Annotated in this window: 22 protein-coding genes and 1 riboswitch; of the genes, 11 read left to right on the top strand and 11 right to left on the bottom strand. The window is 46.4% G+C overall.

Annotated elements, in window-relative coordinates:
* Nucleotides 1–64 precede the first annotated feature (64 nt).
* The 3 genes from FCL48_RS05465 to FCL48_RS05475 form a co-directional block, all read right to left on the bottom strand.
* A complete protein-coding gene (locus FCL48_RS05465; RefSeq protein ID WP_136871248.1) occupies nucleotides 65–982 on the bottom strand; it encodes a homocysteine S-methyltransferase family protein in 918 nt (305 codons plus the stop codon).
* A gap of 505 nt (nucleotides 983–1,487) precedes the next feature.
* Complete coding sequence (gene htpX / locus FCL48_RS05470) at nucleotides 1,488–2,348, bottom strand: protease HtpX (protein ID WP_136871249.1); 861 nt, start codon at nucleotides 2,346–2,348, stop codon at nucleotides 1,488–1,490.
* Between the two features lie 141 nt (nucleotides 2,349–2,489).
* The gene (locus FCL48_RS05475; protein WP_136871250.1) at nucleotides 2,490–3,086 is read right to left on the bottom strand and encodes a carbonic anhydrase; all 597 of its coding nucleotides are present in this window, start codon (nucleotides 3,084–3,086) and stop codon (nucleotides 2,490–2,492) included.
* Nucleotides 3,087–3,833: 747 nt separating this feature from the next.
* Here FCL48_RS05475 and FCL48_RS05480 point away from each other — a divergent pair.
* Complete coding sequence (locus FCL48_RS05480; RefSeq protein ID WP_136871251.1) at nucleotides 3,834–4,688, top strand: D-amino-acid transaminase; 855 nt, start codon at nucleotides 3,834–3,836, stop codon at nucleotides 4,686–4,688.
* A 19-nt stretch (nucleotides 4,689–4,707) separates the two neighbouring features.
* Here the strand turns inward: FCL48_RS05480 and FCL48_RS05485 are convergent, their stop codons facing one another.
* The 6 genes from FCL48_RS05485 to FCL48_RS05510 all read right to left on the bottom strand — a co-directional run bounded on the left by FCL48_RS05485 (nucleotide 4,708) and on the right by FCL48_RS05510 (nucleotide 10,405).
* Nucleotides 4,708–5,901 (bottom strand): pyridoxal phosphate-dependent aminotransferase, encoded by a 1,194-nt coding sequence (locus FCL48_RS05485; protein ID WP_136871252.1) that lies wholly within the window; start codon nucleotides 5,899–5,901, stop codon nucleotides 4,708–4,710.
* A gap of 9 nt (nucleotides 5,902–5,910) precedes the next feature.
* The gene (locus tag FCL48_RS05490; protein WP_136871253.1) at nucleotides 5,911–7,302 is read right to left on the bottom strand and encodes an FAD-binding oxidoreductase; all 1,392 of its coding nucleotides are present in this window, start codon (nucleotides 7,300–7,302) and stop codon (nucleotides 5,911–5,913) included.
* Between the two features lie 34 nt (nucleotides 7,303–7,336).
* Nucleotides 7,337–8,002 (bottom strand): amino acid ABC transporter permease, encoded by a 666-nt coding sequence (locus FCL48_RS05495; protein WP_136871254.1) that lies wholly within the window; start codon nucleotides 8,000–8,002, stop codon nucleotides 7,337–7,339.
* Nucleotides 8,003–8,004: 2 nt separating this feature from the next.
* Entirely contained in the window at nucleotides 8,005–8,769 is a 765-nt protein-coding gene (locus FCL48_RS05500; RefSeq protein WP_136871255.1) for an amino acid ABC transporter ATP-binding protein, read from the bottom strand.
* Complete coding sequence (locus FCL48_RS05505) at nucleotides 8,769–9,449, bottom strand: amino acid ABC transporter permease (RefSeq protein WP_136871256.1); 681 nt, start codon at nucleotides 9,447–9,449, stop codon at nucleotides 8,769–8,771. Before FCL48_RS05505 ends, FCL48_RS05500 begins: the two co-directional genes overlap by 1 nt.
* A gap of 206 nt (nucleotides 9,450–9,655) precedes the next feature.
* Entirely contained in the window at nucleotides 9,656–10,405 is a 750-nt protein-coding gene (locus tag FCL48_RS05510) for an ABC transporter substrate-binding protein (protein WP_136871257.1), read from the bottom strand.
* A 679-nt stretch (nucleotides 10,406–11,084) separates the two neighbouring features.
* Nucleotides 11,085–11,195: riboswitch (TPP riboswitch) on the top strand.
* 114 nt (nucleotides 11,196–11,309) lie between these two features.
* Here FCL48_RS05510 and FCL48_RS05515 point away from each other — a divergent pair.
* From FCL48_RS05515 to ggt, 9 genes are all read left to right on the top strand, one after another.
* Entirely contained in the window at nucleotides 11,310–12,353 is a 1,044-nt protein-coding gene (locus FCL48_RS05515) for a thiamine ABC transporter substrate binding subunit (RefSeq protein WP_136871258.1), read from the top strand.
* A gap of 36 nt (nucleotides 12,354–12,389) precedes the next feature.
* Nucleotides 12,390–14,087 (top strand): iron ABC transporter permease, encoded by a 1,698-nt coding sequence (locus tag FCL48_RS05520; protein ID WP_240744753.1) that lies wholly within the window; start codon nucleotides 12,390–12,392, stop codon nucleotides 14,085–14,087.
* Nucleotides 14,077–15,198, top strand: coding sequence for an ABC transporter ATP-binding protein (locus FCL48_RS05525; protein ID WP_136871259.1), 1,122 nt, complete (start codon nucleotides 14,077–14,079; stop codon nucleotides 15,196–15,198). The genes FCL48_RS05520 and FCL48_RS05525 overlap by 11 nt, the downstream gene beginning before the upstream one ends.
* 137 nt (nucleotides 15,199–15,335) lie before the next feature.
* On the top strand, nucleotides 15,336–15,974 hold the full coding sequence (locus FCL48_RS05530) for a LysE family transporter (RefSeq protein ID WP_136871260.1): 639 nt from the start codon (nucleotides 15,336–15,338) through the stop codon (nucleotides 15,972–15,974).
* Between the two features lie 422 nt (nucleotides 15,975–16,396).
* Nucleotides 16,397–17,740, top strand: a complete 1,344-nt coding sequence (locus FCL48_RS05535) for a nitrous oxide reductase accessory protein NosL (RefSeq protein ID WP_169309098.1) — start codon at nucleotides 16,397–16,399, stop codon at nucleotides 17,738–17,740.
* An 886-nt stretch (nucleotides 17,741–18,626) separates the two neighbouring features.
* Nucleotides 18,627–19,043 (top strand): secondary thiamine-phosphate synthase enzyme YjbQ, encoded by a 417-nt coding sequence (locus FCL48_RS05540; protein ID WP_136871262.1) that lies wholly within the window; start codon nucleotides 18,627–18,629, stop codon nucleotides 19,041–19,043.
* Nucleotides 19,044–19,132: 89 nt separating this feature from the next.
* Nucleotides 19,133–20,089 carry a bile acid:sodium symporter gene (locus FCL48_RS05545; RefSeq protein ID WP_136871263.1) on the top strand — a complete coding sequence of 319 codons (957 nt, stop codon included), beginning with the start codon at nucleotides 19,133–19,135 and terminating at the stop codon, nucleotides 20,087–20,089.
* A 3-nt stretch (nucleotides 20,090–20,092) separates the two neighbouring features.
* Entirely contained in the window at nucleotides 20,093–20,731 is a 639-nt protein-coding gene (locus tag FCL48_RS05550; protein ID WP_136871264.1) for a thiamine diphosphokinase, read from the top strand.
* A 364-nt stretch (nucleotides 20,732–21,095) separates the two neighbouring features.
* The gene (ggt, locus tag FCL48_RS05555) at nucleotides 21,096–22,832 is read left to right on the top strand and encodes a gamma-glutamyltransferase (protein ID WP_205747656.1); all 1,737 of its coding nucleotides are present in this window, start codon (nucleotides 21,096–21,098) and stop codon (nucleotides 22,830–22,832) included.
* Nucleotides 22,833–22,961: 129 nt separating this feature from the next.
* On the opposite strand, the gene FCL48_RS05560 is transcribed toward ggt, so the two are convergent.
* Nucleotides 22,962–23,591, bottom strand: a complete 630-nt coding sequence (locus tag FCL48_RS05560) for a YigZ family protein (RefSeq protein ID WP_136871266.1) — start codon at nucleotides 23,589–23,591, stop codon at nucleotides 22,962–22,964.
* 119 nt (nucleotides 23,592–23,710) lie between these two features.
* Nucleotides 23,711–24,361, bottom strand: coding sequence for an HAD family hydrolase (locus FCL48_RS05565; RefSeq protein ID WP_136871267.1), 651 nt, complete (start codon nucleotides 24,359–24,361; stop codon nucleotides 23,711–23,713).
* 125 nt (nucleotides 24,362–24,486) lie between these two features.
* Here FCL48_RS05565 and FCL48_RS05570 point away from each other — a divergent pair, with 125 nt between their 5' ends.
* Nucleotides 24,487–25,062 (top strand): NUDIX hydrolase, encoded by a 576-nt coding sequence (locus FCL48_RS05570; protein ID WP_136871268.1) that lies wholly within the window; start codon nucleotides 24,487–24,489, stop codon nucleotides 25,060–25,062.
* Nucleotides 25,063–25,116: the final 54 nt, after the last annotated feature.

Here is a 25,116-nt window from a genome sequence, read left to right on the forward strand (position 1 = left end):
GATAGTACTGTAATTATGATGTTTTTCAAAAACCATCCGTGCTGTCGATGCACGGCTTTTCAGGTTAGAACTTTGAGCTACAATACTGTCTCTTGATCTCGGAGATATGTGCCGGTCCGATACCACAGCAGCCACCTATTATTCTGGCGCCTGACTTGATCCATTCACCGGCTTCTTTAGCATAAGCTTGAGGTGAAATTGTGTCATTAAACTTCCAGTGCGGCATAACAAAATGTCCAGAATGGGCATAGACTCCTAAAGTCCCCTTCCAGCTTGATTTCAATTGAGAAAACGCCTCAGAAGTATCGTAAACATCGGTATGCATTATAAATGCAGCAGACCCTCCTATCTTTGCTATCGTTTCAACCCCTTCGACCAGGGTATGCTCCCGTCCCCAGAGCATAAGATCATTGGTATCATTTCGCCTGCAGCTAAAACCAAGCCAGACAGGTACACCGGTACTGCAGGCGGCCTTCACAGCCAGGGAACCCTGTTCGATGTCCTCTATCATTTCGATCAGAAGCAGATCCACCCCAGCCTCGACAAGAAGTTCTGCCTGTTCAAGGTACCATAAATATGCTTCATGCAGTGGTGGATAACACTTCGTCGGATCTGCACAAAAAGTGGTCGGAGCAATGGAACCGGCTATTGCCACAGGCTGAATACCTGCCGTATCTCGAGCTCTAATTGCAAGATTCACCGCCTCAACATTGAGATGCCTGAACTGCCCTGTGAGGCCCGCCGGAAGAAGCATATGCCTTGCGGTCGAAAATGAATTTACGGTAACGATATCAGCACCAGCCTGTATATAGTCTTCGTGTACAGCCTGTACTATACTTGGGTGTGTAGCAATTGCTTCTGCCGACCAGGCCTTGCTGTTCATTGGTACCCCTCTCTTCTCGAGTTCGGTTCCAGTGGCACCATCAAGCAAGACGACCTGTCCCTGCTCCAGCTTTTCCTCAATACATCTCATTGCTGCCATAAAGCTCTCATACCCTGTAAAATTTTGTGTACCTTACTTGTGAGCTCAGACAACAACACTTTCAGATCGTTTGTTATATCCGCAGCATCCGCTTTATCTCCTTGCCCTAGAATCAACTACTCAGCAATGCAGAATCCCAAATCAATAACATTACAATGACAACCAATACGGATTCAGATCGGACACCAGAAATACCCAGATAAAACCCGAGAAGATACGGGCAGATAATGAGTACATTAGCAGCGGTTACCATAGGACTATACAACCTGTCGGAATGAAAAACAACCTTTCGGACAGGGAAAAAACATCATGCTGGAGCCATCATTTAAGAATATACAGTGCTCCCGGTACCGGGTATCGGGCAATCTCAAAGGATTGCTCCCTTGTGGAAAAGTGGTATAGGAATAACCTCGTGCCCTTTGCTTAATTGCTACGAAAGAGCAAAAAAACATCCACCGACAACAGAGATGTGCTGTCGATGGACGCTGTTCGAGTGATCGCAAAATTAAAGCTTCTGAAGGGCAATAATTCTGTCCTCAAGTAGAGGATGGCTTCTGAGAAGTCCCCCCATTCGAGCCTTGGATGGGCCTATTCCAAAGGCCGCAACCTGATCAGGGAGCTGCGAAGGCTGGTGCTGAGCCTGTAATCTGCGTAAGGCGCTGATCATTTTTTCTTTACTGCAGAGATATGCTGCACCTTTATCGGCGACAAACTCTCTTCTTCTCGAAAACCACATGACAATAATCGAGGCAAAAAATCCCAGAAAAAGTTCCAACACAATAGTCACAGCCATATAACCAAAGAAGCCAAGTCCTTCACCATCCTCATCGCTGAGAAAATTGTTGAAAACATTGGCGGCAAGACGAGAGAGCAGAATAACAAAAGTGTTAAGAACTCCCTGAATAAGAGCCAGAGTCACCATATCTCCACAGGCAACATGGGTGATTTCATGCGCTAACACGGCCTCAACCTCATCTCGTGACATATTGTGCAATAGACCTGAGGATACTGCAACAAGAGCTGCATTTTTCTTCATACCTGTTGCAAAGGCGTTCATGTCGGACGACTCATATATTGCGACCTCAGGCATTCCAATATCCGCCTCTTTTGCCATTCGTTCAACAGTCCCATAGAGCCATTTTTCGGTCGGATTGGCAGGATTAACGATAACCTTGGCACCGGTTGATTTTTTAGCGATCCATTTAGAGAGCGCAAGTGAGATAAATGAGCCGCCCATACCGAAGACAAGTGCCATCATCAGCAACCCGCTCGTGCTCCTGGAATCGACACCAAAAACACTCATTACAATTCCAAGTAAGACCAGTATCGCCAAGTTTGTGGCTATGAATAAGATAATTCGTAACACTTTACATCTCCATAATTGTTACCTGAATCAGATCAGGAACTGATTGTTTATTCAAAGAGTTCTCAGTCAAAACAGGAAATTTATATCTGCTACACAGGTGAAAGTCAGAAAATTCGACCTCTGAAATACAGCTTCTTACGTTTAGAGAAATTCTACTTCACCGGAGAGAAGATCGTAGTAAGCGGGAACTATTTTCACCGCTCCACTCTGCACAAGTTCCGCTATAATCGGCTCAGAATCGGCAATTTTTACTGCAATCTGTTTTGCCAACTCTTTGGATGCATTGTTAATAAGATCTCCCTCCATCTCCTTTACATTTTTGATAGCAGTTTGGATAGCCGGACCGAGGGTGGCAATGTGTCCTTCAAGGGCGCCACCGCTTGCTACAGCAGCAACGGCTCCACAGTTCCTGTGTCCCATGACAATAACCAAAGGGGTGTGCAGATGTTTGACCGCATACTCTATTGACCCAAGGGTGTGATCTCCGATCACATTGCCCGCAACCCGTACAACGAAAAGGTCGCCGAGGCCCTGGTCAAATATGTCGACAGGTGGGACTCGGGAGTCAGCACAGGTGAGGATCGTCGCTATCGGCTCCTGGCCTGAGACGAGACTCTGACGGCTCTCTTCACAGTGATTCGGGTGTTCGAGATTTCCAGAAATAAAGCGCTTGTTGCCGTCTTTAAGGGTCTGCAGTACTTCTTCAGCCGTGCGGCGTCCTGATAGTTCTTGTGTCATTTTTTCCTCTGTAATAATTTGTATAATTAACTGTTAAACCGCAGTCATTCATATCCATTTTCATGCAGGGCAATTTCTGGTCGACCAGATCGCGGCGCACCTTATTGATTACGAATTTTGACGGTGTTTGATCTTTTCATATAAGACTGAAGCTAACAACTCCTCATTTAACGCCACGTAGCAATCTAATACAAGACAAGAAATAGTATAATTAGATAAATATGAAGCTACAGTTTTATTAAAACGAACCATCACTAACAATATGAGTCAAAACAAACGGTACCTTAACTATTTGTGATGTAACTATAAAAATAGCTGTGTAGGTGAGCAGTCTCAAAAATATGGGCACATTCACATCGAACACTTTGAAAAAACATCAAATGTCACTGTTGGTCCAGTCCGCGTCTGAACCTATGGGTCACAAACCCTGAATTGCGACCCTGGTAACCTGCTTTTTTATCCATCTGTTTTTCAGTTCAGCAAATGAAATCTTTACGCCTGATTAGGGTAAAAGCGTTACCCCCAACAGCAATGCGCTTCTGTCTACCTGGTAACAAATTCCCCATTGCTCAATCTCTTCACTTTTTTCGTAAATCTAAAAAGACATATCCCGTTTTTCCTCTATTTACTTAATTACGTTTTATTTCAAAGATAGAGATTGTTTCCTCGGTTATAATATTGAAAATGTACCGGGAAAAAATAATTAACGACCATTCAAGACGCTTTACGCCGCTTAAAGGATAAAAAATGAATCGTATCGTATATGTCAACGGGGAGTACCTGCCCGAAGAAAATGCCAAAATTTCAGTCTTTGACAGAGGTTTTTTATTTGCAGATGGAGTCTATGAGGTTGCAGCAATCCTGCAAGGTCAACTGATCGACAATGAGCAGCATATGAACCGCCTGCGTCGCTCCCTTAAAGAATTGAACATGCCATCACCGGCGGACGACGCGACCATTGAAGCGATACAAAAAGAGCTTATCCGCATCAACCACGTCGATGAGGGTGTTGTCTATCTTCAGGTTACCAGGGGAGCCGCTGACCGAGATTTTGCCTTCCCAGAAAACAGCGCCCCCTCACTGGTGCTCTTTACCCAAGCAAAAGATATAATCAACCTCCCGGCGGCCAGAACAGGCATTACAATAGTTACCACCGAGGATATCCGCTGGGGAAGACGGGACATTAAAACTGTTGCTCTCCTGGCGGCAAGTATGGCTAAAATGTTTGCCATAAGGAGCGGCGCTGATGATGCCTGGCTGGTAGATCGAAATGGATATATCACCGAAGGCTGTTCTTCTAATGCCTATATTGTCACTCAAGATGGTACCATCATCACCCGCCAGCTCAGCAATGAGATTCTCCACGGCATTACCCGTAATGCTGTATTGCAACTCGCAGATAAAGAAGGTTTACGATTCGTCGAACAGCCCTTTACTGTGGAAGACGCTTGTCAGGCACAAGAGGCCTTCGTTACCGCTGCAGGAATTTTTGTGTTGCCAGTCATAACGATCAACAACAAAGTCCTGGGCAATGGTACGCCTGGCCCCATAAGTACCAGACTCAGAAGTATTTACATTGATATGGCTCTAAAGCAGGTATGACAGTTGTAGAAAATAATTCTTATATAGTTTTCTCCAGCCACTGCTCAATACGATCAAAGGCCTCGTCAATAACCTCTAATTCACCGCCAAAGGATATACGAAGGTGTCCCTCGCCACCTTCGCCGAAGGCTCCGCCCGGAATGGTGATAACCTTTGCCTCTTCCAGTAGACGGATGGCTATTTCATGGGAATCTGCATCTGAAAAAAGGTATTTGGCCATGACATAAAAAGCCCCTTTGGGGGCCACATAGGAAAAGTATCTATTGAGTTTATCCAGCCTGGCACAACAACGTTTTTTTCGCGCCAAGAGCTTCTCCCGCATTTCAGCAACACAACTCTGGTCACCATCAAGGGCGGCAAGGGCGGCAAACTGGGATGGTGTCGGTGCACATATAGCTGTAGCATCATGCACTTTCATGATCTGTGCCATCCACCCTTGCGCTGCAGCTACCCAGCCAACCCTCCAGCCGGTAAGGGCATACTTTTTAGATAAGGAATAAATCGAGATCACATTCCGACGAAATTCTTCAACGCTCAGAGGACTAAACGGCATGCCACCTTCATAGACAATGTAATCGTACGCCTCATCGGTAATAACAACGAAATCATGGGAAACAGCAAGTTTGCAGAGGGCAATGGTTTCCTCATCAGAAAAAACCGTTCCTGTTGGATTGCCTGGATTGCAGAGCATAATCGCCCTTGTTTTTGGAGTTACAGCACCCCTTATTGCTTCAAGGTCCAGTCCCCAGTTTTCTGTGAGCGGAACAAATATCGGAATGCCGCCAGCCAGCTGAACCTGCTCAATATACGAGGCATAGGTGGGAGTTGGTAAAATCACCTCATCGCCCTCATCAACAACAGTCAAGACAGTTGCCAGCAGGGCTTCCATACCACCCACGGTCACACATATTTCACTGTCCGGGTCAACTGTTATCCTTTTTTCATCAAGCAAATACCGTGCAATCCTGTTTCTGAGGGCTGGCATCCCTGTTTGCAGAGAATATTTTCCACTGCTGGGATCTTCCACCAGCACTGTCCGCACTGCCTCTATGATATGAGGTGGGGTTACAAATGAAGGCACCCCCTGGCCAAGAGAAACACACCCACCGATTCTTGCGGCAATAATAGCCATCTCTTTGGTCGCCGAATTGGAGATATTCCGTACTCTATGACTCGCACGGAACGATTGCCGGGAAGTTGCGGTAACGTCCATAATGATGCCTCAAAAATTCTTGAAAATCTTCCCAGGGTTCAGAACCATGTTGGGATCAAAGAGCTTTTTAATACCTTTTTGCAGGGTAATACTCTCTTCAGTCAGTTCCATTGGCAGATACTCCGCCTTGGCAATGCCAATTCCATGTTCACCTGAAATCGTGCCCTGCAGTTGCAAAGTTAATTCCAGTAACGCCCTGGTTCCTTCATGGGCAAGTTCTACATTTTCAGTGTCCTGGGTGGTAATATTAAGATGAATATTACCATCACCTGCATGACCAAAGGCAAAAACCTCAATACCATATTTCTTTTCATAATACGGCAATGCGTCAACAAGTTCAGCTATGGCCGTAAGAGGTACAACGATATCTTCAGGAATATAGAGCCCCGCATAATCGTGAATCCGCAGGCTCACCTGACGACGAACAGCCCAAATCTCACTCCGCTCTTTTTCACTTTCAGCCCTGATGAGTTCAATGGCACCAAGGTCAGTTACCAGCGAGCAGATCGCCTCCATCTCCTCTTTAATCTGGTTTTTTGGCCCGTCTATTTCGATGATCAGGATGGAAGGTTTTTCTCCTGGCAAAGAAAAAGGGAGTAATTCCCCAATAAGAGAAAGGCACTTATGGTCAAGAAATTCAATGGCACTGGGGAGGTGTCCGTTGCCCATAATTGTCGCCACACAGTTCATGGCAGCAACCATGTCATTAAAGACGCACATGATCCCGGTGGTGGCAGCCGGTTTAGGCAAGAGCTTAAGGGTAAGTGAAGTAATGACCCCAAGAGTTCCCTCACTGCCAACAATTAAATTGCTGAGATCGTAACCGACAACCCCCTTTCTGGTCTGCACTCCGGTGCGAATAAGCTGACCGCTCGGCAATACTGCCTCAAGACCTAAAATATAGTCACGTGTCGTTCCATACTTAACACATGCCGGACCGCCTGCATCGGTTGCTGCATTACCACCAATGGTGCTCAGGTCCATACCGGCAGGGTCAGGGGGATAAAACAGTCCTTTAGCGGCTGCCGCATCACGGACCTGCTGACTAATTACTCCCGGCTCTACTTTCATGATAAAATTTTTGCTATCAATCAGGGTAATTCGGTTAAGTCCAACAGTTGATAACACCACTCCACCATTTGATGGAAGGCAGGCTCCGGCAAGTCCTGAACCGCCACCCCGGGGGGTAACCGGAAAATGATATCTGTTTGCCAGTTCCATCAACACCTGGATATCAGAGACGCTTTTTGCCACGACAACGAGCTCAGGAGTGAAACTGAGGGTAGAAGCATCGCCTGAATACTCGCTGAGGGCCTCGGGGGAGCTGATCACAGAATCAGCACCAAGCCTCTCAGATATAACGTTTTTTATTTCATTGGTAACAGGAGAATATTGACGCATAGAAGTAACCGTAAAATTGATACACAAAGTGCTCTTAACTACGGCCAAAACCTGGCACATAGAGGCGCTGTTCAATTTTTTTAAGGATAAAAATTGCCACAGTAACCAGAGCAAGATAGTAGAGTCCGATAATGGTGAAAACTTCGGTGAAACGAAAGTACTCGGTTGCGATGGTCTTACCTTCTCCGGTCAACTCGATACAGGTAACAATAAAAGCCAGTGAGGAGTACTTGATAAGGTAGATGATTTCATTTCCGCAACCATGGATCGCCCTACGTACCGCCTGGGGTACGATGATCCAGAAGATCGCCTGAAAGGTTGTAAAACCAAGTGCCTGGGCTCCCAGGTACTGTCCTCTCTTTATCGACAGCAGTGCTCCGCGTATATATTCGGATTGATACGCACCACTGCACAGGGTAAAGCCGACGACGGCAGCAACATATGGAGACAGGTAGATACCCAGATTGGGCAGACCAAAATAGAGAATGAATAATTGAACAACCAGTGGTGTTCCCCTGAATATCGCTGCATAGGTGTCCCCTACTTTTCGTATAACCGGATTCCCGAAAGTACGTGTGGCTCCGGCCAGAACGCCGATCAGAACACCACCAATTACAGATGGTATGATGAGGGCGATGGACATCATCAGTCCCCGGTTCAGACTGGTTATCAGCTCCTGATAAAAGGGAGATAGTTCCACTGCTAAGCCTCCACCTCGGATAATTCGTTGAGACGGTCACAGAACCCTTGAGTCTTACTGCTGTTGCCGCTGGTTAAAAGCAGAGACGGCGGCCCCTGTTCAACAATATTACCCTGTTCCATGAAAAGGATTTCATCGGCAAGACCTGATATCAGACTGATTTGATGAGTGGCCATGACCATGGTCATTCCCTTATGGGCAAGGGCTTTGATGACCGCGATTACCTCTCCTATCAACTCAGGATCAAGAGCAGATGTTGGTTCATCAAGCATTAATATCTTTGGATCCATAGCCAGCGCCCTGGCAATTGCAACACGCTGTTTCTGTCCACCTGAAAGTTGCGCCGGATAGAGGTCTTCCTTATCTCCCAATCCTACCTGCTCAAGTTCCACTCGTGCTCTTTGCTCGGCATCCTTCTTCGATATTTTTTTTACCTTGCGAAGAGCAATGGTGATATTACCAAGGGCCGTCAGGTGGTCAAACAGATTGAAATCCTGAAAAATCATGCCGACTCTCTGCCGTAAACTATACAGATCCTGCTTGCTGGAAAAATCGATCTGCTCGTTTTCCAACTCAATATCACCGGAATCGGGAACAACAAGACAGTTGATACACTGGAGCAAGGTACTTTTTCCGCCTCCAGAAGGACCGATCAACACCTTTATCTCCCCTTTGACAAGATCAAAACTCACGCCGTTGAGAATGGTGTTGTCGCCAAAAGACTTGGTAATATTATTGACCCTTAAAATCGGGGAGCTATCGTTCATTAATTGGACCCATGATGAGTGTATCCGGGGATACGGAGAGATTGTTCGAGTTTTCTGAGGGCAATGACACCAGCCCAGGTAAGCAGAAAGTAAATGATACCCGCAGCAATGTAGAGCGACAGGTGTTGGTAGGTACGGGAAGCGACAAACTGGGTTCTGGCCATAATTTCAGGCGCCCCAATGACAAAAGCCAGGGCAGAATCCTTGAGAATGATTGAATATTCATTAGACCATGCAGGAATTGACATTCTGAGAATCTGGGGAAGGATGATATTTCGTATAGCCTGACTATTACTCATGCCCAGAGCACTTGCGGCCTTGAACTGCCCCTGGGGAAGTGACAGAATGGCTCCACGGAAAATATTGGCCTGATAGGCCCCGGTGGTCATACCCAGGACGATAGTGACCGAGGTAAATGCACTGAAATTGAGTTCCAGGAAATTAAAAAGACCAAAATAGAATAAAAAGAGCAGAACAACAACCGGTACTCCCCTGAAGATCCATATATAGATGGTAATCGAATATTGTATACATTTATTGCCAAAGACCAGACCAACCGCCATACAAACGCCAATAACAAGGCCGAGGAGCATGGCGGAAACCACAATGCCTGCGGTGATAAATGATCCCTGGAGCAGATATGGCAGAGAATCAATAACTGTAGATAAAGCGATTGGCATGAAATAACCTGTTAAAAGGAAACAAAAAAGATATGGTGTTTGTGTTGGAATGGCCCGATTATAACAGGTTATACCCAGATGTAACGGATACCTTCGTTCAGTGACAGGTTGAGAGAAAGATGTTCTCTCAACCTTTTTTTATTTTACTATTACAAGCAACAACACTGATGCTCCCCTTCCTCAAGGTGCATCAGTTTCTGAATCAGTTATTTATCCAATTCATACTTTTTAATCAATTCATTCCAATCAGGAGACGCCATAAGTTTTGCAAGTGCATTATTCACTTTTTCAAGCAGCTCTTTATCATCCTTACGCACAGCATAACCGAACTCTTCGTCATGCATACCAAAGGTGCCTACGATCTGGACGTCTTTTTTAGAAACAGCATCCTTTGCCGGTGCATCATCCATTGCTGCTGCATCAATTCTGCCATTAAGCACGTCTTCAACTGCCAGTGGGGAAGAACTGTAATAGCGAAGCTCAAAATCCCAGCCTTTTGCAGCAGCCTCGGCTTTCAACCATTTAGCCTCAGAAGTACCCTGCTGAACTCCAATCGCTTTTTTACCCTTTAAAAGTTCATCGATTGTGAGAGCAGAATCTTTCTTGGTAACCATTACCTGCTTAATAACCCAATAAGGATTTGAGAAATCAACTTTCATTGCCCGTTCCGGGGTAATACTCATCCCGGAAGCAATAATATCTATTTTTTTGGTGAGCAGACTGGTAATAATACCATCCCACTCAATGGGTTGATGGCTGACCTCAGCACCTATCTCTTTTGCTATCCAATTCATGGCCTCGACATCAAAACCACTTGGTTCACCGGTTTTGTCAATATAGGCAAATGGGGGAAAGTTCGCATCAATCCCATTAACCAGCTTGTCTGCAGCCAGGGCTTGACTTGCGAAAACCAAGGTCAATAGACTCATTAAAAGCACCACATTTTTTCTCAACATTCTCAAACTCCTTTTGTTAATAATAGTGATAAATAACCACAGAAATCCATTCTGTACTGTTTATAACCGTAACAATTTTTTTTACAATATTTACTTTTTTAAAACTTGGGTAAGTTCCTGAGAACTCAAGTCCAGCCAGATTCTCTTTACATAATTGGTTTATTGAGAAGGTTTGGTAATTTTTACAAAAACCTTTACTTCACCCCAAATACGGAGCGGCACCAGAGATGATCACCCAGAGGTTTTAGTCTCCACAAAGTCAAAATATGAACGCGCCAAGAAGAAAATCCACAGGAAATGGCATAGCTGTTTGTCTGGCTGTAACCGGCTATTATTTATGGGGGGTAACAAACAACTCGATAGTGCCAGCTTTACCATGTAAAGCCTGCCTCCTGTTAGCGGCGAGGGGATAATTTGCTGATGGAGTGGTATGCGTTTGTTTTTTAGATAATCCTGCAATCCTTTTTAATGAGAACGTATCCAATTGATCCTGAAATGCTGCCCTTATAAAAAAGCTGTCAGGCTGCAAAGATATGTGCTGCTCCTCCCAAAAATTCCTGTAACCCGTATCCCTATACCATTTTAGCTTCCCGTACAGCAACCGTTTACTACCATAACGACCCAAAGGCACTTAAGTCGTGCTAGATCCTTGCAAACTGAGCCGAGATGTCCTATCTTGCTTTACTGATGCGGGAGCTTGGTACGACAGGCTGAGAGGGGTTTGACTGGAGCCCGACCGTTACACCTGATCCGGATAATGCCGGCGGAGGGATCTGTGTGACCTCAGCCGCCTCTTTTTAAAGAGACGGTTTTTTTGTTTTGAGAGAATCATTGTTTACACACAGAGCATCCTGCAACGCTCAGACTTCCGGCATACTCTAAAAAAATTATTGTGGAGCTTTTCATGAAACGTCTATTACAAGTTGCCGGAATGATCCTCCTCTGCTTTGGATTATCTCTTACAACAAAGGTATCTGCAGAAGAAAACATCACCGTTATGACCCATGACAGTTTTAACGTCAGCAAGGACGTTATTGCCGCTTTTGAACAGCAAAATGGTGTAAAGGTCCGGTTTTTGAAGTCAGGCGATGCGGGTGCCGCTCTTGTACAGGCTATCTTGTCCAAAAACAACCCTCTTGCTGATGTCTTTTTTGGTGTTGATAACAGTTTTTTATCCCGCGCGCTTGAGGCTGGCATTTTTCGCAGCTACGAATCTCCATTACTTGCCAAAATTCCTCAAAACCTTAAACTAGATGCAACAAACAGGCTGCTCCCCGTCGACTACGGGGACGTGTGTCTCAACTATGACAAGGCCTGGTTTTCCGCAAAAAATATGGCTCCCCCAACCAGCATCTCAGATCTCATTAAACCGGAATATAAGGGTCTGACTGTTGTCGAAAACCCGGCGACTTCATCTCCCGGCATGGCATTTTTGCTCGCCACCATTGGTAAATTTGGCGAAGATAAATATCTCGAATTCTGGAAGGCCTTAAGGGCAAACGATGTCTTTATTGCCGGTGGCTGGGAAGATGCCTATTTCGGCCATTTCACCGCCGCCTCCAAAGGAGATCGCCCCATCGTTGTGAGCTACGCTTCATCACCACCTGCTGCGGTCTATTATTCCGAGACCCCTCTGACAGAAGCACCTACAGCTGCAGTAGTAACCGATGAATCTGCATTTCGACAGATAGAGTTTGTCGGCATTCTGGAGGGGACAAAAAAACCAGCCCTTGCCGAGAAATTTGTCGATTTCATGCTGAGTCGACCACTGCAGGAAGACATTCCTCTACAGATGTTTGTTTTTCCAAGTAACAGCGAAGCCAAACTCCCGGAAATATTTGTCAAACACGCCGTCGTAGCCGATAAACCTGCAGAAGTCTCCCCTCAAAAAATCGAGTCGATGCGGGATACCTGGATTGAGGCATGGACGACAACGGTGCTCCGGTAGCACCTAGCACGCAGAAGACACCAGGGAGAACAGACATTGCGCCTAAAAAAACAGCACATCAGCTGGTTACTGTTCTCCCTGCCCCTTGTCTTTTTATTGGTCTTCTACTGCTACCCGCTTGTCAAAATCATTCTCTTTAGTTTTAGTCCCGGCGGGGCTGATGGATTAAACAGACTCAGTAAACTCTTTAGCACCCCAACCTATCTGCACATTCTCTGGTTTACCGTCTGGCAGGCGGCACTTTCAACCATCATCACCCTGTTGCTCGCCCTCCCCGGGGCCTATGTTTTCGCCAAATTCCGGTTCTTTGGTAAAGATTTTCTTCAGGCATTGATGACCGTCCCCTTCGTCCTGCCCACCGTGGTTACCGCGGCTGCATTCAGGGCCCTGCTCGGATCAAACGGACTTGTCAATTCCTGGCTCATGACCTCATTTGACCTGAGCCGGCCACCCATAGACATCGAACAGACGGTCGTTTTTTTTCTGATTGCCCATGTTTTTTACAACTACACCATGGTACTGAGGATTGTTGCCAGCTTTTGGGCTTCCTTAGATCCAGGCCTTGTTACAGCCGCCAGAATGCTGGGAGCCTCTCCCTGGACGGCATTTCGAAAGATAACCCTGCCCCTGCTCCTTCCTGCTCTCGGGTCTGCTGCGCTTCTGGTTTTTATCTTTTGTTTTACCAGCTTTGGAGTTGTACTTATTCTCGGAGGCCCAGGCTATGCCACAATTGAAGTAGAAATCTACAGACAGGCGGTTCAGCTCTTTAACCTGCCCATGGCCGCCGCCCTTTCACTTATTCAGATCGGGTTTAATTTTATTCTTATGTGGCTCCATGCAAGGCTGAGCCAAAAATCTAAAGTCAGCTTTTTTTCAGACGCCCCCGCAACCACAATCAAACCAGTAAAAAACTGGGCAGAAAAACTTGTCCTCGCTGGCAATATTGTTTTTATGCTGACGCTCTTAATCCTTCCCCTGGCGGCTCTTCTGATCAGTTCGGTAACAGGCGAGCACGGTTTTACCCTTAGTTATTACAAGGCCCTGCTCTCCGGGGAATCAAGCTCCCTTTTTTACGTTGAACCCATTGTATCTGTTAAAAACTCCATTGGCTTTGCCCTCACCGCAATGGTCCTGGCCCTTATTCTTGGATTGTCAGCCGCCACCTTTCTCGCCTCAGAGGACAAAAAACGAACTAATCTCTGGGATGCAATCATCATGCTGCCCCTTGCCACATCGGCCGTAACTCTTGGCTTTGGTTATATCATCACCCTCAATGCACCACCACTCAATCTTCGAGATACACTTGCCATCGTCCCCATTGCCCACACCCTGGTGGCCTTTCCTTTTGTGGTTCGTTGCGTTTTGCCAGGCCTGAGACAAATTCCCGCTCATTTGCGGGAAGCAGCCAGCCTGCTCGGGGCCTCTCCATACAGGGTCTGGCGGTTGATCACCTTTCCTTTGATAAAAAAAGCCATTTTAGTGGCAGCAATTTTTGCCTTTTCCATCAGCATGGGAGAATTCGGTGCCTCCGCCTTTCTCACCAGGCCTCATACGCCGACGATGCCCGTTGCAATCTTTCGCTTTTTGAACCAGCCAGGTGATATGAATTTCGGTCAAGCGATGGCGATGAGCTGCATTCTCATGCTCGTTACCTGTTCCAGTTTCTGGATTATCGGCAGATTTTCCTACCCACCCACAAACCCAAAGCCCGCAACAGGTCCCGATGAGCAATAATTTACATCACCAAACCATTTTAGATATTCAAGATATTTCCAACACCTATGGAGGAAAGCCACTTCTGCAAAACGTGCGTTTTTCACTTCTGAGTGGCGAAATACTCTGCCTGCTCGGGCCATCAGGATCAGGCAAGACCACGCTTCTCCGCCTTATTGCGGGTCTGGAACAGGACTATAGCGGCAAGATTATCTTTGACGGCAGAGACATTGACCCCATCCCATCTCACAAACGTGGCTTTGGTATGATGTTTCAGGAATATGCCCTGTTTCCCCATAAAAATGTTGTAGAGAACATAAGTTTTGGTCTTGAAATGCAAAATATGCCAAAGACTCAGCGGGAACTGCAGATAGACAAAATGCTTGAACTGGTGGGACTGACAGGCTTTGGCAACCGAAAAATCGACGAACTCTCCGGTGGCGAGAGACAGCGGGTTGCCCTTGCAAGAAGCCTCGCCCCGGAACCCCGCCTCCTCCTCCTGGATGAGCCGCTGGGCTCACTCGACAGAACCCTGAGAGAAAGGCTGACCATAGAAATACGAACCATCCTGAAACAACTTGGTGTTACTGCAATTTTTGTTACCCATGACCAGAATGAGGCTTTCGGGGTGGCTGATAAAATTGCAATTCTTCAGGATGGGGTTCTCCAGCAATTTGCCTCTCCTGAACACCTCTACCGCTTTCCCCTCAATAGAAAGGTAGCGCGCTTCTTAGGTTTTACCAATCTCCTCGAGGGAAGACTGGATAGGGAGACGGGATATTTCCACAGTACCGTGAATGATCCCGGCGCATTGCCCCTGTTCGGTCCCCTTGGCCCTGTGCCTCGTCCGGACCGCGTTTTTACCCTGCCTATTTTGCTTATCCGCCCGGAGGGGGCACGACTGCTTGCCAAGGAGGAAAAGAATATAGCAGAGACGCTGCAACTCCGTGGCATCGTCAGCAACAGACGTTATCAGGGAAGCAGCTATCAGATTCAACTGGAATGCCAGACAGGCAATCAGCCACTCCACCTGCATTTCGACCTGCCACTGGAACCGCCTCCGCCTCCGGTCGGCGCCCCTATTGAACTCTTCATCGAGCGGTCTGCTCTTGTTTTGCTTGATGGAAAGTAAGCTCCCCCATTTTTCATGGATTGTGGGGAACTAAAACAGAGCGCTCTCTTGTCGAAGCACACAGAAGAAGATATATTGACCGAATTCAATAGCCATAAAACACTATATTTTTTCCAAGAACATTCGGGTTACCCTTCATGGAACTGGCGATTCTCACCATATTTTGCACCTCTTTTCTGGTGGCCCTTTCAGGAGCTCTTATGCCAGGGCCACTGCTGACGGTTACCATTTCAGAAAGTACCAGACGCGGAGCAATGACAGGACCGCTCCTGATTTTTGGCCATAGTATTCTGGAACTCGCACTCGTCACACTTCTCATCTCGGGGCTGGCACCTTTTTTCGTACGCAATGATGTCTTTATTTTCATCTCCTATGTGGGCGGGGCCATGCTCTTGTTCATGGGAGTATCAATGCTGCGGGCGCTTTCCGGTCTCACCATGGTCCGTGAGGGAGAGCAGACACAATCCCGCAGTCTGGTGCTGGCGGGGGTGATACTCAGCGCCATAAACCCCTATTTTCTCATTTGGTGGGGCTCAATAGGCACAGGATATATCATCCATTCTCTTCAATTCGGGATTCTCGGGGTGATCGCCTTCTTTTCAGGCCATATCATTGCCGATCTGGCGTGGTATTCCTTCATCTCTTTTGCAATTGCCAAGGGACGACACCTTTTTAATGATCGAGTCTATAAAAAGCTCATTGGTGGTTGTGCCATATTTCTGATCTTGTTCTCAGGCTGGTTTTTCTACAGCGGCACACTAAAAATGATATCCTAAGGCTACTCCTGGGCACAGAAAGCAGGTGATCTCTGTATTCTTTGTAACTATCTAAGCAAAGGTTCTCAAAGCCAATATGACTATATCTCGCAGCAAATCAGCTGGTTTATTCTGGACAATTAAGGCCTTTGCCAGTTCGCTCAACTACCTCTTTGGATTCCTGTCAATTAATTTCAAAGTATTCTTGTTACAGCCTTTAAAAAACTATTTAAGGTTGACCTTATGGACTTAGGTACATAATTTCTCAAAATTCTTTATGATTGAAGGATGTTGGAGCGTAACCATCCAGAAAGACCTATCCGTTAGGTAGCGTTTATCAACAATCATATTCTTTCTGCTACATTCGACCCAAGCACGGAACCATGGGGGATGGTTTTGGAGTGGCTAGCTGTTAAATGATTTTTATCAAGAGGGGGAGAAGCATGAAAAAAATTGGAGTTTTATTTGTCGTGATCGCTTTATTTTGCTCAACAGGGACAGTTACATATAGTGCAGACAGAAAAGAATGTACTGTTTGCGGAATGTATATCGATTTATATCAGAAAACGGCAGGACATTTAGAGCTGACTGATGGGAAAATCCTGGAATCCTGCGGATTGGCCTGTCTGCTTCGCATCGTCGATGATCATGGCGGGCCGGATGCTTTTACAAAAATTACCGTCAAAGCCTGGTGGTCAGGTCAGGTTATTGATGCACAGCAAGCAACGTATGTTCTTTCAAGTACACTTATCCCTGATATGATGCCAAGTATCATAGCCTTTGCCACACAGGAAAACGCTTCTCGTTTTCAAAATGAGTATGGTGGGGTTATTATCAGTTTCACGGAAGCACTTTTAACCATTTCGCCTACCGCAATGACGATGCCGACGAGACTGCAGACAGCTGTCGTTCCGGCACAGGGTGCGTTTGCTATGGGCCTGGGACAAATGTATATGCAGATGGATGATGTTCTGATCGATAACGATTCAGTTAGTCCGTCACAGTTCATCAAACGCCCTGGGCAGATGATGGGTCCTAAAAAAATGACAGCCACTGGAACGATGCTCATGGCCAATTACGGCCTGACCGACGATATTGCTCTAGGCCTGAACACTGCGTATATACAGAAGGAAATGGAGATGTACCAGATGGGCGGCATGAAGACGGTGACGGAGAAGAATGACGGCTTGAGTGATACAAATGTTTCTCTTCGGTATAATTTTTTCAAGAGTGTCTATTACAATCATTTTCTCACTGCTCTTGCTGAATCCAGTCTGCCAACCGGCGAATTTGATAAAGACTATATCTCCAGACCGGGGTTGCAGACCGGAACAGGTGATTTCACTTTCACCGGGGGCCTTTTGTACACCTATCGTTTCAAAAAAGCATGGCTCCATTCAAAGATCGCTTATACCCATAAGCTCGAAAACAGCGATGATTATAAATTCGGCGATGAAACCCGGTTCGGGCTCGCCCTTCACTACACGCCAAACTATGATACCATGCTGGGTGTTGAGGCTGATGCAACATATTATGACAACAATGAATTAAACAGTGTGGATATCGGTAACAGTGGTGGCTGGCGAAGCAACGTTGCCGGTGTCGCTTCCTACCGCTTTCTTACAGCCCTGGGGGGTAATTTCGATCTTAAACTTGCGGTGGGAATTCCGGTGTATGAGGACCTCAACCATGGAACTATGATGGGGCAGGATACTGTGCAGCTTGGCGGTGGCTGGTTCGGATCGCTGTCTGTTTCATTTAAACGAAGATTTTCTCATGAACATTAATCTCATTTAAATTTCAGCCGGGGATACCGTCACTGTGTGTCGTTTTTACTGGCAAAAGTTCACAGTATCCCTTTGTTATAAACTGAATGTACCCCTAAAAGAAGACAGCTGTTCTCGTCCACGCAGCTGTCAGCCTTGGCTGTTGCAAGATATGTTCTCAGTTTATGTGGGCTATTATGTATGTGCTATAATGACCAAGGACCATATACAATTGTCCTTAGCGAAAAGAGCAGAAGTTCAGACTGCCAGTGTGAGAGCACCCCACTCCTGAGACGATCCTTTTTGCAAAACCAATGAGCGGCTATATTTGAGAATCATAGGCTCAAATCACTATTGATTCTCTACTTCCTTAACTTTCTGAGTATGTAGATTGGCAAATTCACTAGCATCATTGGCTTTATCCAGGCGAACTTTAATGTAAATCACTGCTTCTTGTTGTTGTACATCAATTTCAGCATTGCTGATTACCTAGACGATAGTTTCTCCTTCCTGACACCTTGTCGTCCTCTCGCTCGGGCGGCTGCTCAACGCGGTAACATCAGGATCTGAGATCAACAGCAAAGAAATCACAAATTGCAATATTACCTATAGACTTTACCCTGCCATTATTTTTCACACTACCTTTGGTAAGTTTTTACCGGAGACAACCGTCTGCTGTTTTATTAGAATTCACATTCAATAAGACTCGAACAACAATATTTATTTCAAATTAACGGAATGTTACGAATCATTTGCTTTCGATACACAGACATGTAACAATGTGAAGAATACGGTCAGCGGCCACCGATCGATACAGGTCATCTGAGATACGAGATTTTGTGCTGTAACAAGAGGTACGGATATTAACTCCGAAACCGCATCCAACAAAAGCATGAGGAACGGTATAATGAAACACTATCGCAAAGAGCTTTGGTTTGAAGTGCCATCAAGGCGCGGATTTATCAATATCACTCCGACCGTTGAAAACTGTCTTATTGAAAGCGGCATACAGGAAGGGCTCATACTGGTAAACGCCATGCACATTACGGCATCGGTCTTTATCAACGACGACGAGTCAGGCCTGCACCATGACTATGAAGTGTGGCTTGAAAAACTCGCGCCACACGCCCCAGTTAACCAGTACCGCCACAACGGTTACGAAGACAATGCCGATGCTCATATGAAACGGCAGATCATGGGCAGAGAAGTTGTGGTTGCAGTCACGGCAGGGAAACTCGATTTTGGGACCTGGGAGCAGATCTTTTACGGAGAATTTGACGGTAAAAGAAAGAAAAGAGTGCTCGTTAAAATAATTGGAGAATAGTTGTGTTATCTCCTTATACAAGCGTTTCACTCCCGCTAAACCGCAAGCGATCCCCATTCAAATAGTCGAATATTCAACAACAGATCAAGATGCAGATTTTTAAAAAAAACTGGTTTATGTTTGGCCTTGTCATCATCGCGGTTCTCGTCGTTGCTGATTCCAGCACCCTTCTTGTCTCACCGGGCCTCTGGTTGAAGAATCACCACGGCCCGGATATTGTAATTGTTATTATTTTCTTTCTCTCTGGACTTGCCCTTGATACCAGACAGATCAGAGAAGGTATCTCCGATGTCAAAGGAACCCTGCTCGCCCTCTTTCTCATTTTTCTGGTATCACCTGTTCTCGGCTTTTTGTTCTCTTTTTTACCCCTGAGTGCTGGTTTACTTGTCGGACTGCTGCTTGTGGCCTCCATGCCAACAACGCTCAGCAGCGGAGTCGTCATGACGGGCAGTGCCGGTGGCAATATGGCCCACAGTCTGCTGATCACAATTATCGCCAACTCTCTTGCTGTTTTCACTATCCCCCTTGCCCTGTCTCTCCTCCTCGGGGGTGGCCATAGCCAATCCCTGCAGATTGATCAACTGCCAATCATGGTAAAGATCGCCACCCTTGTGCTGCTGCCCCTCATATCCGGAATCATCCTACGACGCATGTTTGGTACAACCCTGCACCCCATCCTTGCCTACACCTCAACCTGCAATCAACTGGGTATTCTAACGATTGTCTGGATAGCACTATGCGGGAGCAGACCCGCTATCATTTCTGGTCTGGATTCTATTATCAGCGTTGTCGCTGTGGTCTTTTTCTTTCATCTGTGCCTGGTACTTGCCGCTCTGTATCTCACCCAACTCTTCAAAATCCCTAAAAGAAAAAGAGAGAGTGTTATTTTTATGGGAGGGCAGAAAACCCTGCCGCTCTCTGTCATCCTCCAGGTTTCTCTCTTTCCTGAATTTGGTCTCGCCCTGGTTGTCTGTGTCATCCATCACATTGTCCACCTGATCATGGATGCTTATCTCATCAGCTATCTCAAAGCCAAAACGGAATAATCCATGAAAACCCTCATCCTTGCAAACGGTGACCTTACAGTTTCCCGTGAGCTATTGCATCTCGCAGAAAATGCAGACTATCTGATTGCAGCAGACGGTGGTGCCAGACACTGCCTGCAGCTCGGCCGTCAGCCTGATGCACTGGTCGGAGACATGGACTCCATCAGCCGTGAGCTTCTGCAAAAATATGAAGCTGCCGGTGCTATACTCCTGAGATTTCCAGCGCGTAAAAATGCAACCGACCTCGAACTCGCCGTGGATCACGCCATAACACAAGGAGCTACAGAAATTGTATTTGCCGGAATACTTGGCGGACGGTGGGACATGAGCCTTGCCAATATCCTGCTATTGGCCCACAATAAATATAAAAATGTCCCATGCACTCTTATAGGTGATACCTGCATCATTCATGTCCTGCACCCTGGAAAACACCAATTTGCCACTAAAGTTCATCAACGCGCCTCCTTACTTCCTTTAACGGGCGAGGTGAGAGACGTCTCTCTGACTGGCTTTGAATACCCGCTTGACCACTTTACCATAGCCTACGGTTCAAGCCGGGGCCTGAGCAACTTCACCGTTTCTGATACAGTCACTGTTGAACACGCCACAAGCGTACTGTTGCTCATTTTTTCAGAGAATTGACGGAGAGAATGTACCACTATCGTCTCTCGCCATAATTCTTTGTCCACCTTTGATCCAGCTGTCAGTTGTGCAGGCCATTCACTTCTGCCAAAAGGATCTTATCACCATGCTCTGGCTGAGCATTTTCACCTCTCAAAAAACCAATGCAGGTCAGACTCAATCCAGAAGAATTCTTTCGCGTTGACATCAACTGCATCGATCGCTACTGTACCTACTGATTGTTGGGTTATGCGCCCATCCAACAAACAAAGAGCGTCCCCATCTAAAAAATAGACTGCATGCCCGGTAACTTTTCATTTTTTACACCAGATGTAACGTTCGGCAATAACCTCCCTGCCGGACAATTCCAATGGAGGAGCAGACAATGAAAGGAACATTCCTACAGTTAAGGCGTACGAAGATTATTGCTTTTACGGCCGGTGCGGTATTGCTGTTATGGCAGAGTGCCTATTCCGCAGCTATTCTTGAGGGTGAGAGAATGAGTCCCGTTCAGGGAACGGAAGGAATGGTGGTTACAAGCCATTTTCTCGCCACCCAGTCGGCCCAGGAAGTGTTAAAAAATGGCGGGAATGCCATCGATGCAGCGGTCACAGCTGCCTTTTCCCTTGCGGTCACTCAACCCCGCTCCGGCAATATTGGAGGTGGGGGGTTCATGCTGATTTCTTCAGAGGAAAAAAATGACGTTGTTGCAATTGACTATCGTGAAAAGGCTCCAGGCACCGCCACAGTTGACATGTTTCTCGACAAAGAGGGTAATGCTGACAGCAATGTCTCCAGATATACCCATCTGGCAGCAGGAGTACCAGGAACCGTAGCCGGACTTGCCATGGCTCTGGAACAGTATGGAACGATAAGCCTCAAGGAGGCCATTGCTCCCGCCATTAAACTGGCCAATGAAGGTTTTATTGTCACCCCACGCTTTAGTGACGGCCTCAAAGAGAAGGAAGAAATGCTCAAAAAATGGCCATCAACCACAAAGATATTCTACAAAGCTGACGGCAGCTCCTATGAACCCGGTGATCTTTTTGTCCAAAAAGATCTTGCTGCTACCCTTACGCGGATCTCGGAAAACGGCATCAAAGAATTCTATGAAGGTAAGACTGCAGAGCTGCTGGTGGCTGAGATGGCCAGGCATGGCGGCCTGATCACCATGGAGGATATGAAAAATTACACTCCAGGTATGCGCACCCCGGTACATGGAACATATCGAGGCTATGATATTTACTCCATGTCTCCGCCCAGTTCCGGTGGAACCCATGTCGTTCAGATCCTCAACATCTTAGAGGGATACCCCATAGCTGAATACGGCCATAATTCTGCGAAAACCATCCACCTGATGACCGAAGCCATGAAGCTTGCATACGCGGACAGATCCCAGTATCTCGGCGATGAAGATTTCGTCAAGGTTCCCTTAAAAGGTCTTACTTCAAAAAAATATGCCGAATCGTTACGGCAGAAAATCGACCCGGCCAAAGCGACCGAAAGTTCAACCATAGCCCCGGGCAAGGTACTCCCCTACGAGAGCAACGAAACAACACATTTCTCCATAGTCGATAAATTTGGCAATGCAGTGTCCAATACCTACACCATCAACTTCAGCTATGGCTCTGGAATCGTCGTTGAGGGAGCAGGATTTTTACTCAACAACGAGATGGATGATTTTTCTGCAAAACCAGGAGTTCCCAATGCCTATGGATTAATTGGAGGCGAAGCCAACAAGATAGAGCCCAACAAACGGATGCTCAGCTCAATGTCTCCGACAATAGTCAAGCAGGGAGGTAAAAACTTTCTTGTTACCGGCAGTCCCGGTGGCTCAAGGATAATCACAACCACTCTGCAGGTGATCATGAACGTTATTGATCACGGCCTTAACATTCAGAGTGCCGTTGCAGCCCCACGGATACACCACCAGTGGTTACCGGACGAACTGCGCATTGAAGAAGGCCTGAGCCCTGATACCGTCGTAGCCCTGGAAGAAATGGGACACATGGTCGCACAAAAGTCCGCCATGGGTGCTATTCAATCTATCATGATCAAAGATGGAATGATGTATGGTGGAGCTGATCCGAGAAGATCGACTGCACTTGCAGCAGGCCTGTAGACTCAGCTGATAACAGGGGCGTTTCGAGGTATTCCTCTCTTCAGGAAAACTGACGAGCCGCCCCTGAACTACCTCTCACCTGAGCGAACGTTGTTTTTCAACAACCGTATCCCCCTATAACTCAATCCATTAACGCTCTTTTTCGATATACGAGTCAGCCTCCAGCACAGCTTGTCCTGCAGTTATCTCTGCAAGCTCTGCCACAAAAGAGGCGAGATTTTTCTCCAGGATATCGAGTAAAAAACAGACATCACCCCCATAAACGGTTGTGACGATACTGGCGGAATGGTCTTCAACGAGCCTTCGAATAGCCCCCTCAAATTGATAGTGAAAAGTAATTGTCAGCCGCTTTTGGTCTCTAAACTCTTTGAGTACAACCTCTCCAAGTGCCGCCTTCAAACCACCGGAGTAGGCCCTTACAAGACCACCACTTCCAAGTTTAACACCGCCAAAATACCTGGTTATCACCACCAGGACATTACCGATATTTTCATGGAGTAAAATATTAAGTAGAGGCCGCCCTGCAGTACCTGTTGGCTCCCCGTCATCGCTGCAGTGGATGTCCACGGGAGAATGCGGGTCTCCGATAATGTAGGCATAGCAGTTATGGCTGGCTCCGACTTCCCGGCTGGAGATGTTTTCAAGCAGTACCAGAGCGTCCTCTTTTGTCTTCACTTCTGTCAGAAAGGTGATGAACTTACTCTTTTTTTCCACAGCAATATGCTGTACGGCGCTGCCAGGCGTGTAATAGGTATCCATGAATTTTTGTTATACTCAAAAGTTGCATTCTCTGGTTTGTACAGTTCTTTTAGCGTATTTTCAATATGATAGTCCAGTGGCTGACAACATAAAGGTTATCAATGACCCGCAACCAGGGCTTAGAGAAAAATATCATCCAGAGCCTCTTGCAGGCCGGTACAATCAGGGAGGACTGTGGTCTTTTCAGGAAAATCAACCTCACCCTGGATGCCAATAAAGGCAAGACCGGTTTCTGCAGCAGCGTCATAATCGGTCAGTGCGTCACCGATAAAGACACAATCCACCGGATTAAGCTGATATTTTTCCAGCAACCACCTGATGTGTTCTGGTTTTCTCACAGGAGATCCGAGTTGCTCCTGAAATAAGTCCGTAATCCCTCTTTGTTGAAGTATATATTTCAGTTCATCCTCAGGTGTGCCTGAAATAACGAAGATTTTTAAGCCATTTTCCTTTGCCTTGTGTAAAAATTCTTTTGCACCTGCAATCCAGGAAACATCAATTACCTTTTGTACAACCAGTTCAGAATATCGACGTGACCACTCTTTCACCTCTTCTTTGGTGAGGGGTTTGCCAAGAAAATTCGTGTGCGCGTGGATAATTTTATCTACCCTGCTGATTCCACCATGCAACCTGTGATAATCTGCAACACTTTTGACAATATGCTCCGGATAGCCCTGAAAAAGAAGACGAAACGCTTCGGTTTTCGGTTGAATGGAATCGACGATAACTCCATCAAAATCAAAAAATAATGCCCTAAGTTCTCTTGCCATGGTATTCACTTACAGATATAGAATTAAAAAGAATTTTTCGATCTGACTTAACCAATACTACCGCATGTCTTTTCAGGATTTACTTCAGAAAAAAGGCTATGCAACAATCGCTGATATGAGACAAAATGACTGAAGAAAGAAAAGATGATGCCCTGTGGCAGGTAACCGCTCCACAAACAATACTTGCAACTCCTGTGATGAATGTACTCACAAGTCACGTCGTCTGCAAGCGCAACGGCAAAGGCAGAGACTTCTACAGACTTTCTTTCACGCCGTGGGTTAACATCGTGGCAGTTACAGCGGAACAGGAAATCATTTTTATTCGCCAATACCGCTTTGGTACCGGAAAATCTGAGATAGAAATCCCGGGAGGAGCCGTGGAAAAAAATGAAGCCCCCCTTGAGGCAGGTCTGCGGGAACTCCTTGAAGAGACTGGATACGCTGGAGAAAACGGTCGGATCATAGGAAAGGTCTGTCCAAACCCGGCCATTCAGGACAATTTCTGCTACACTGTGCTTGTTGAAAACGCAGTGAAAATTGCAAATCCAAGCCTTGATGAGATGGAAGATATCGATGTCTACACCGTAAAACAAAAAGATCTGGCGAAAATGATGCAGGAGGGAACCATTGACCATGGCCTGGTGCTCAATGCCCTGATGTTTTATCTCATGACGCTCCCCGGTTTTTATCCAGAGGGATAAAAGCATGAAGGTGTTGTTTTTGGTGTGGCAGCAAGGACTTTTCCCCAAAAACAA

It is taken from the genome of Desulforhopalus sp. IMCC35007 (genome assembly GCF_005116575.1).
Lineage (GTDB): Bacteria > Desulfobacterota > Desulfobulbia > Desulfobulbales > Desulfocapsaceae > Desulforhopalus_A.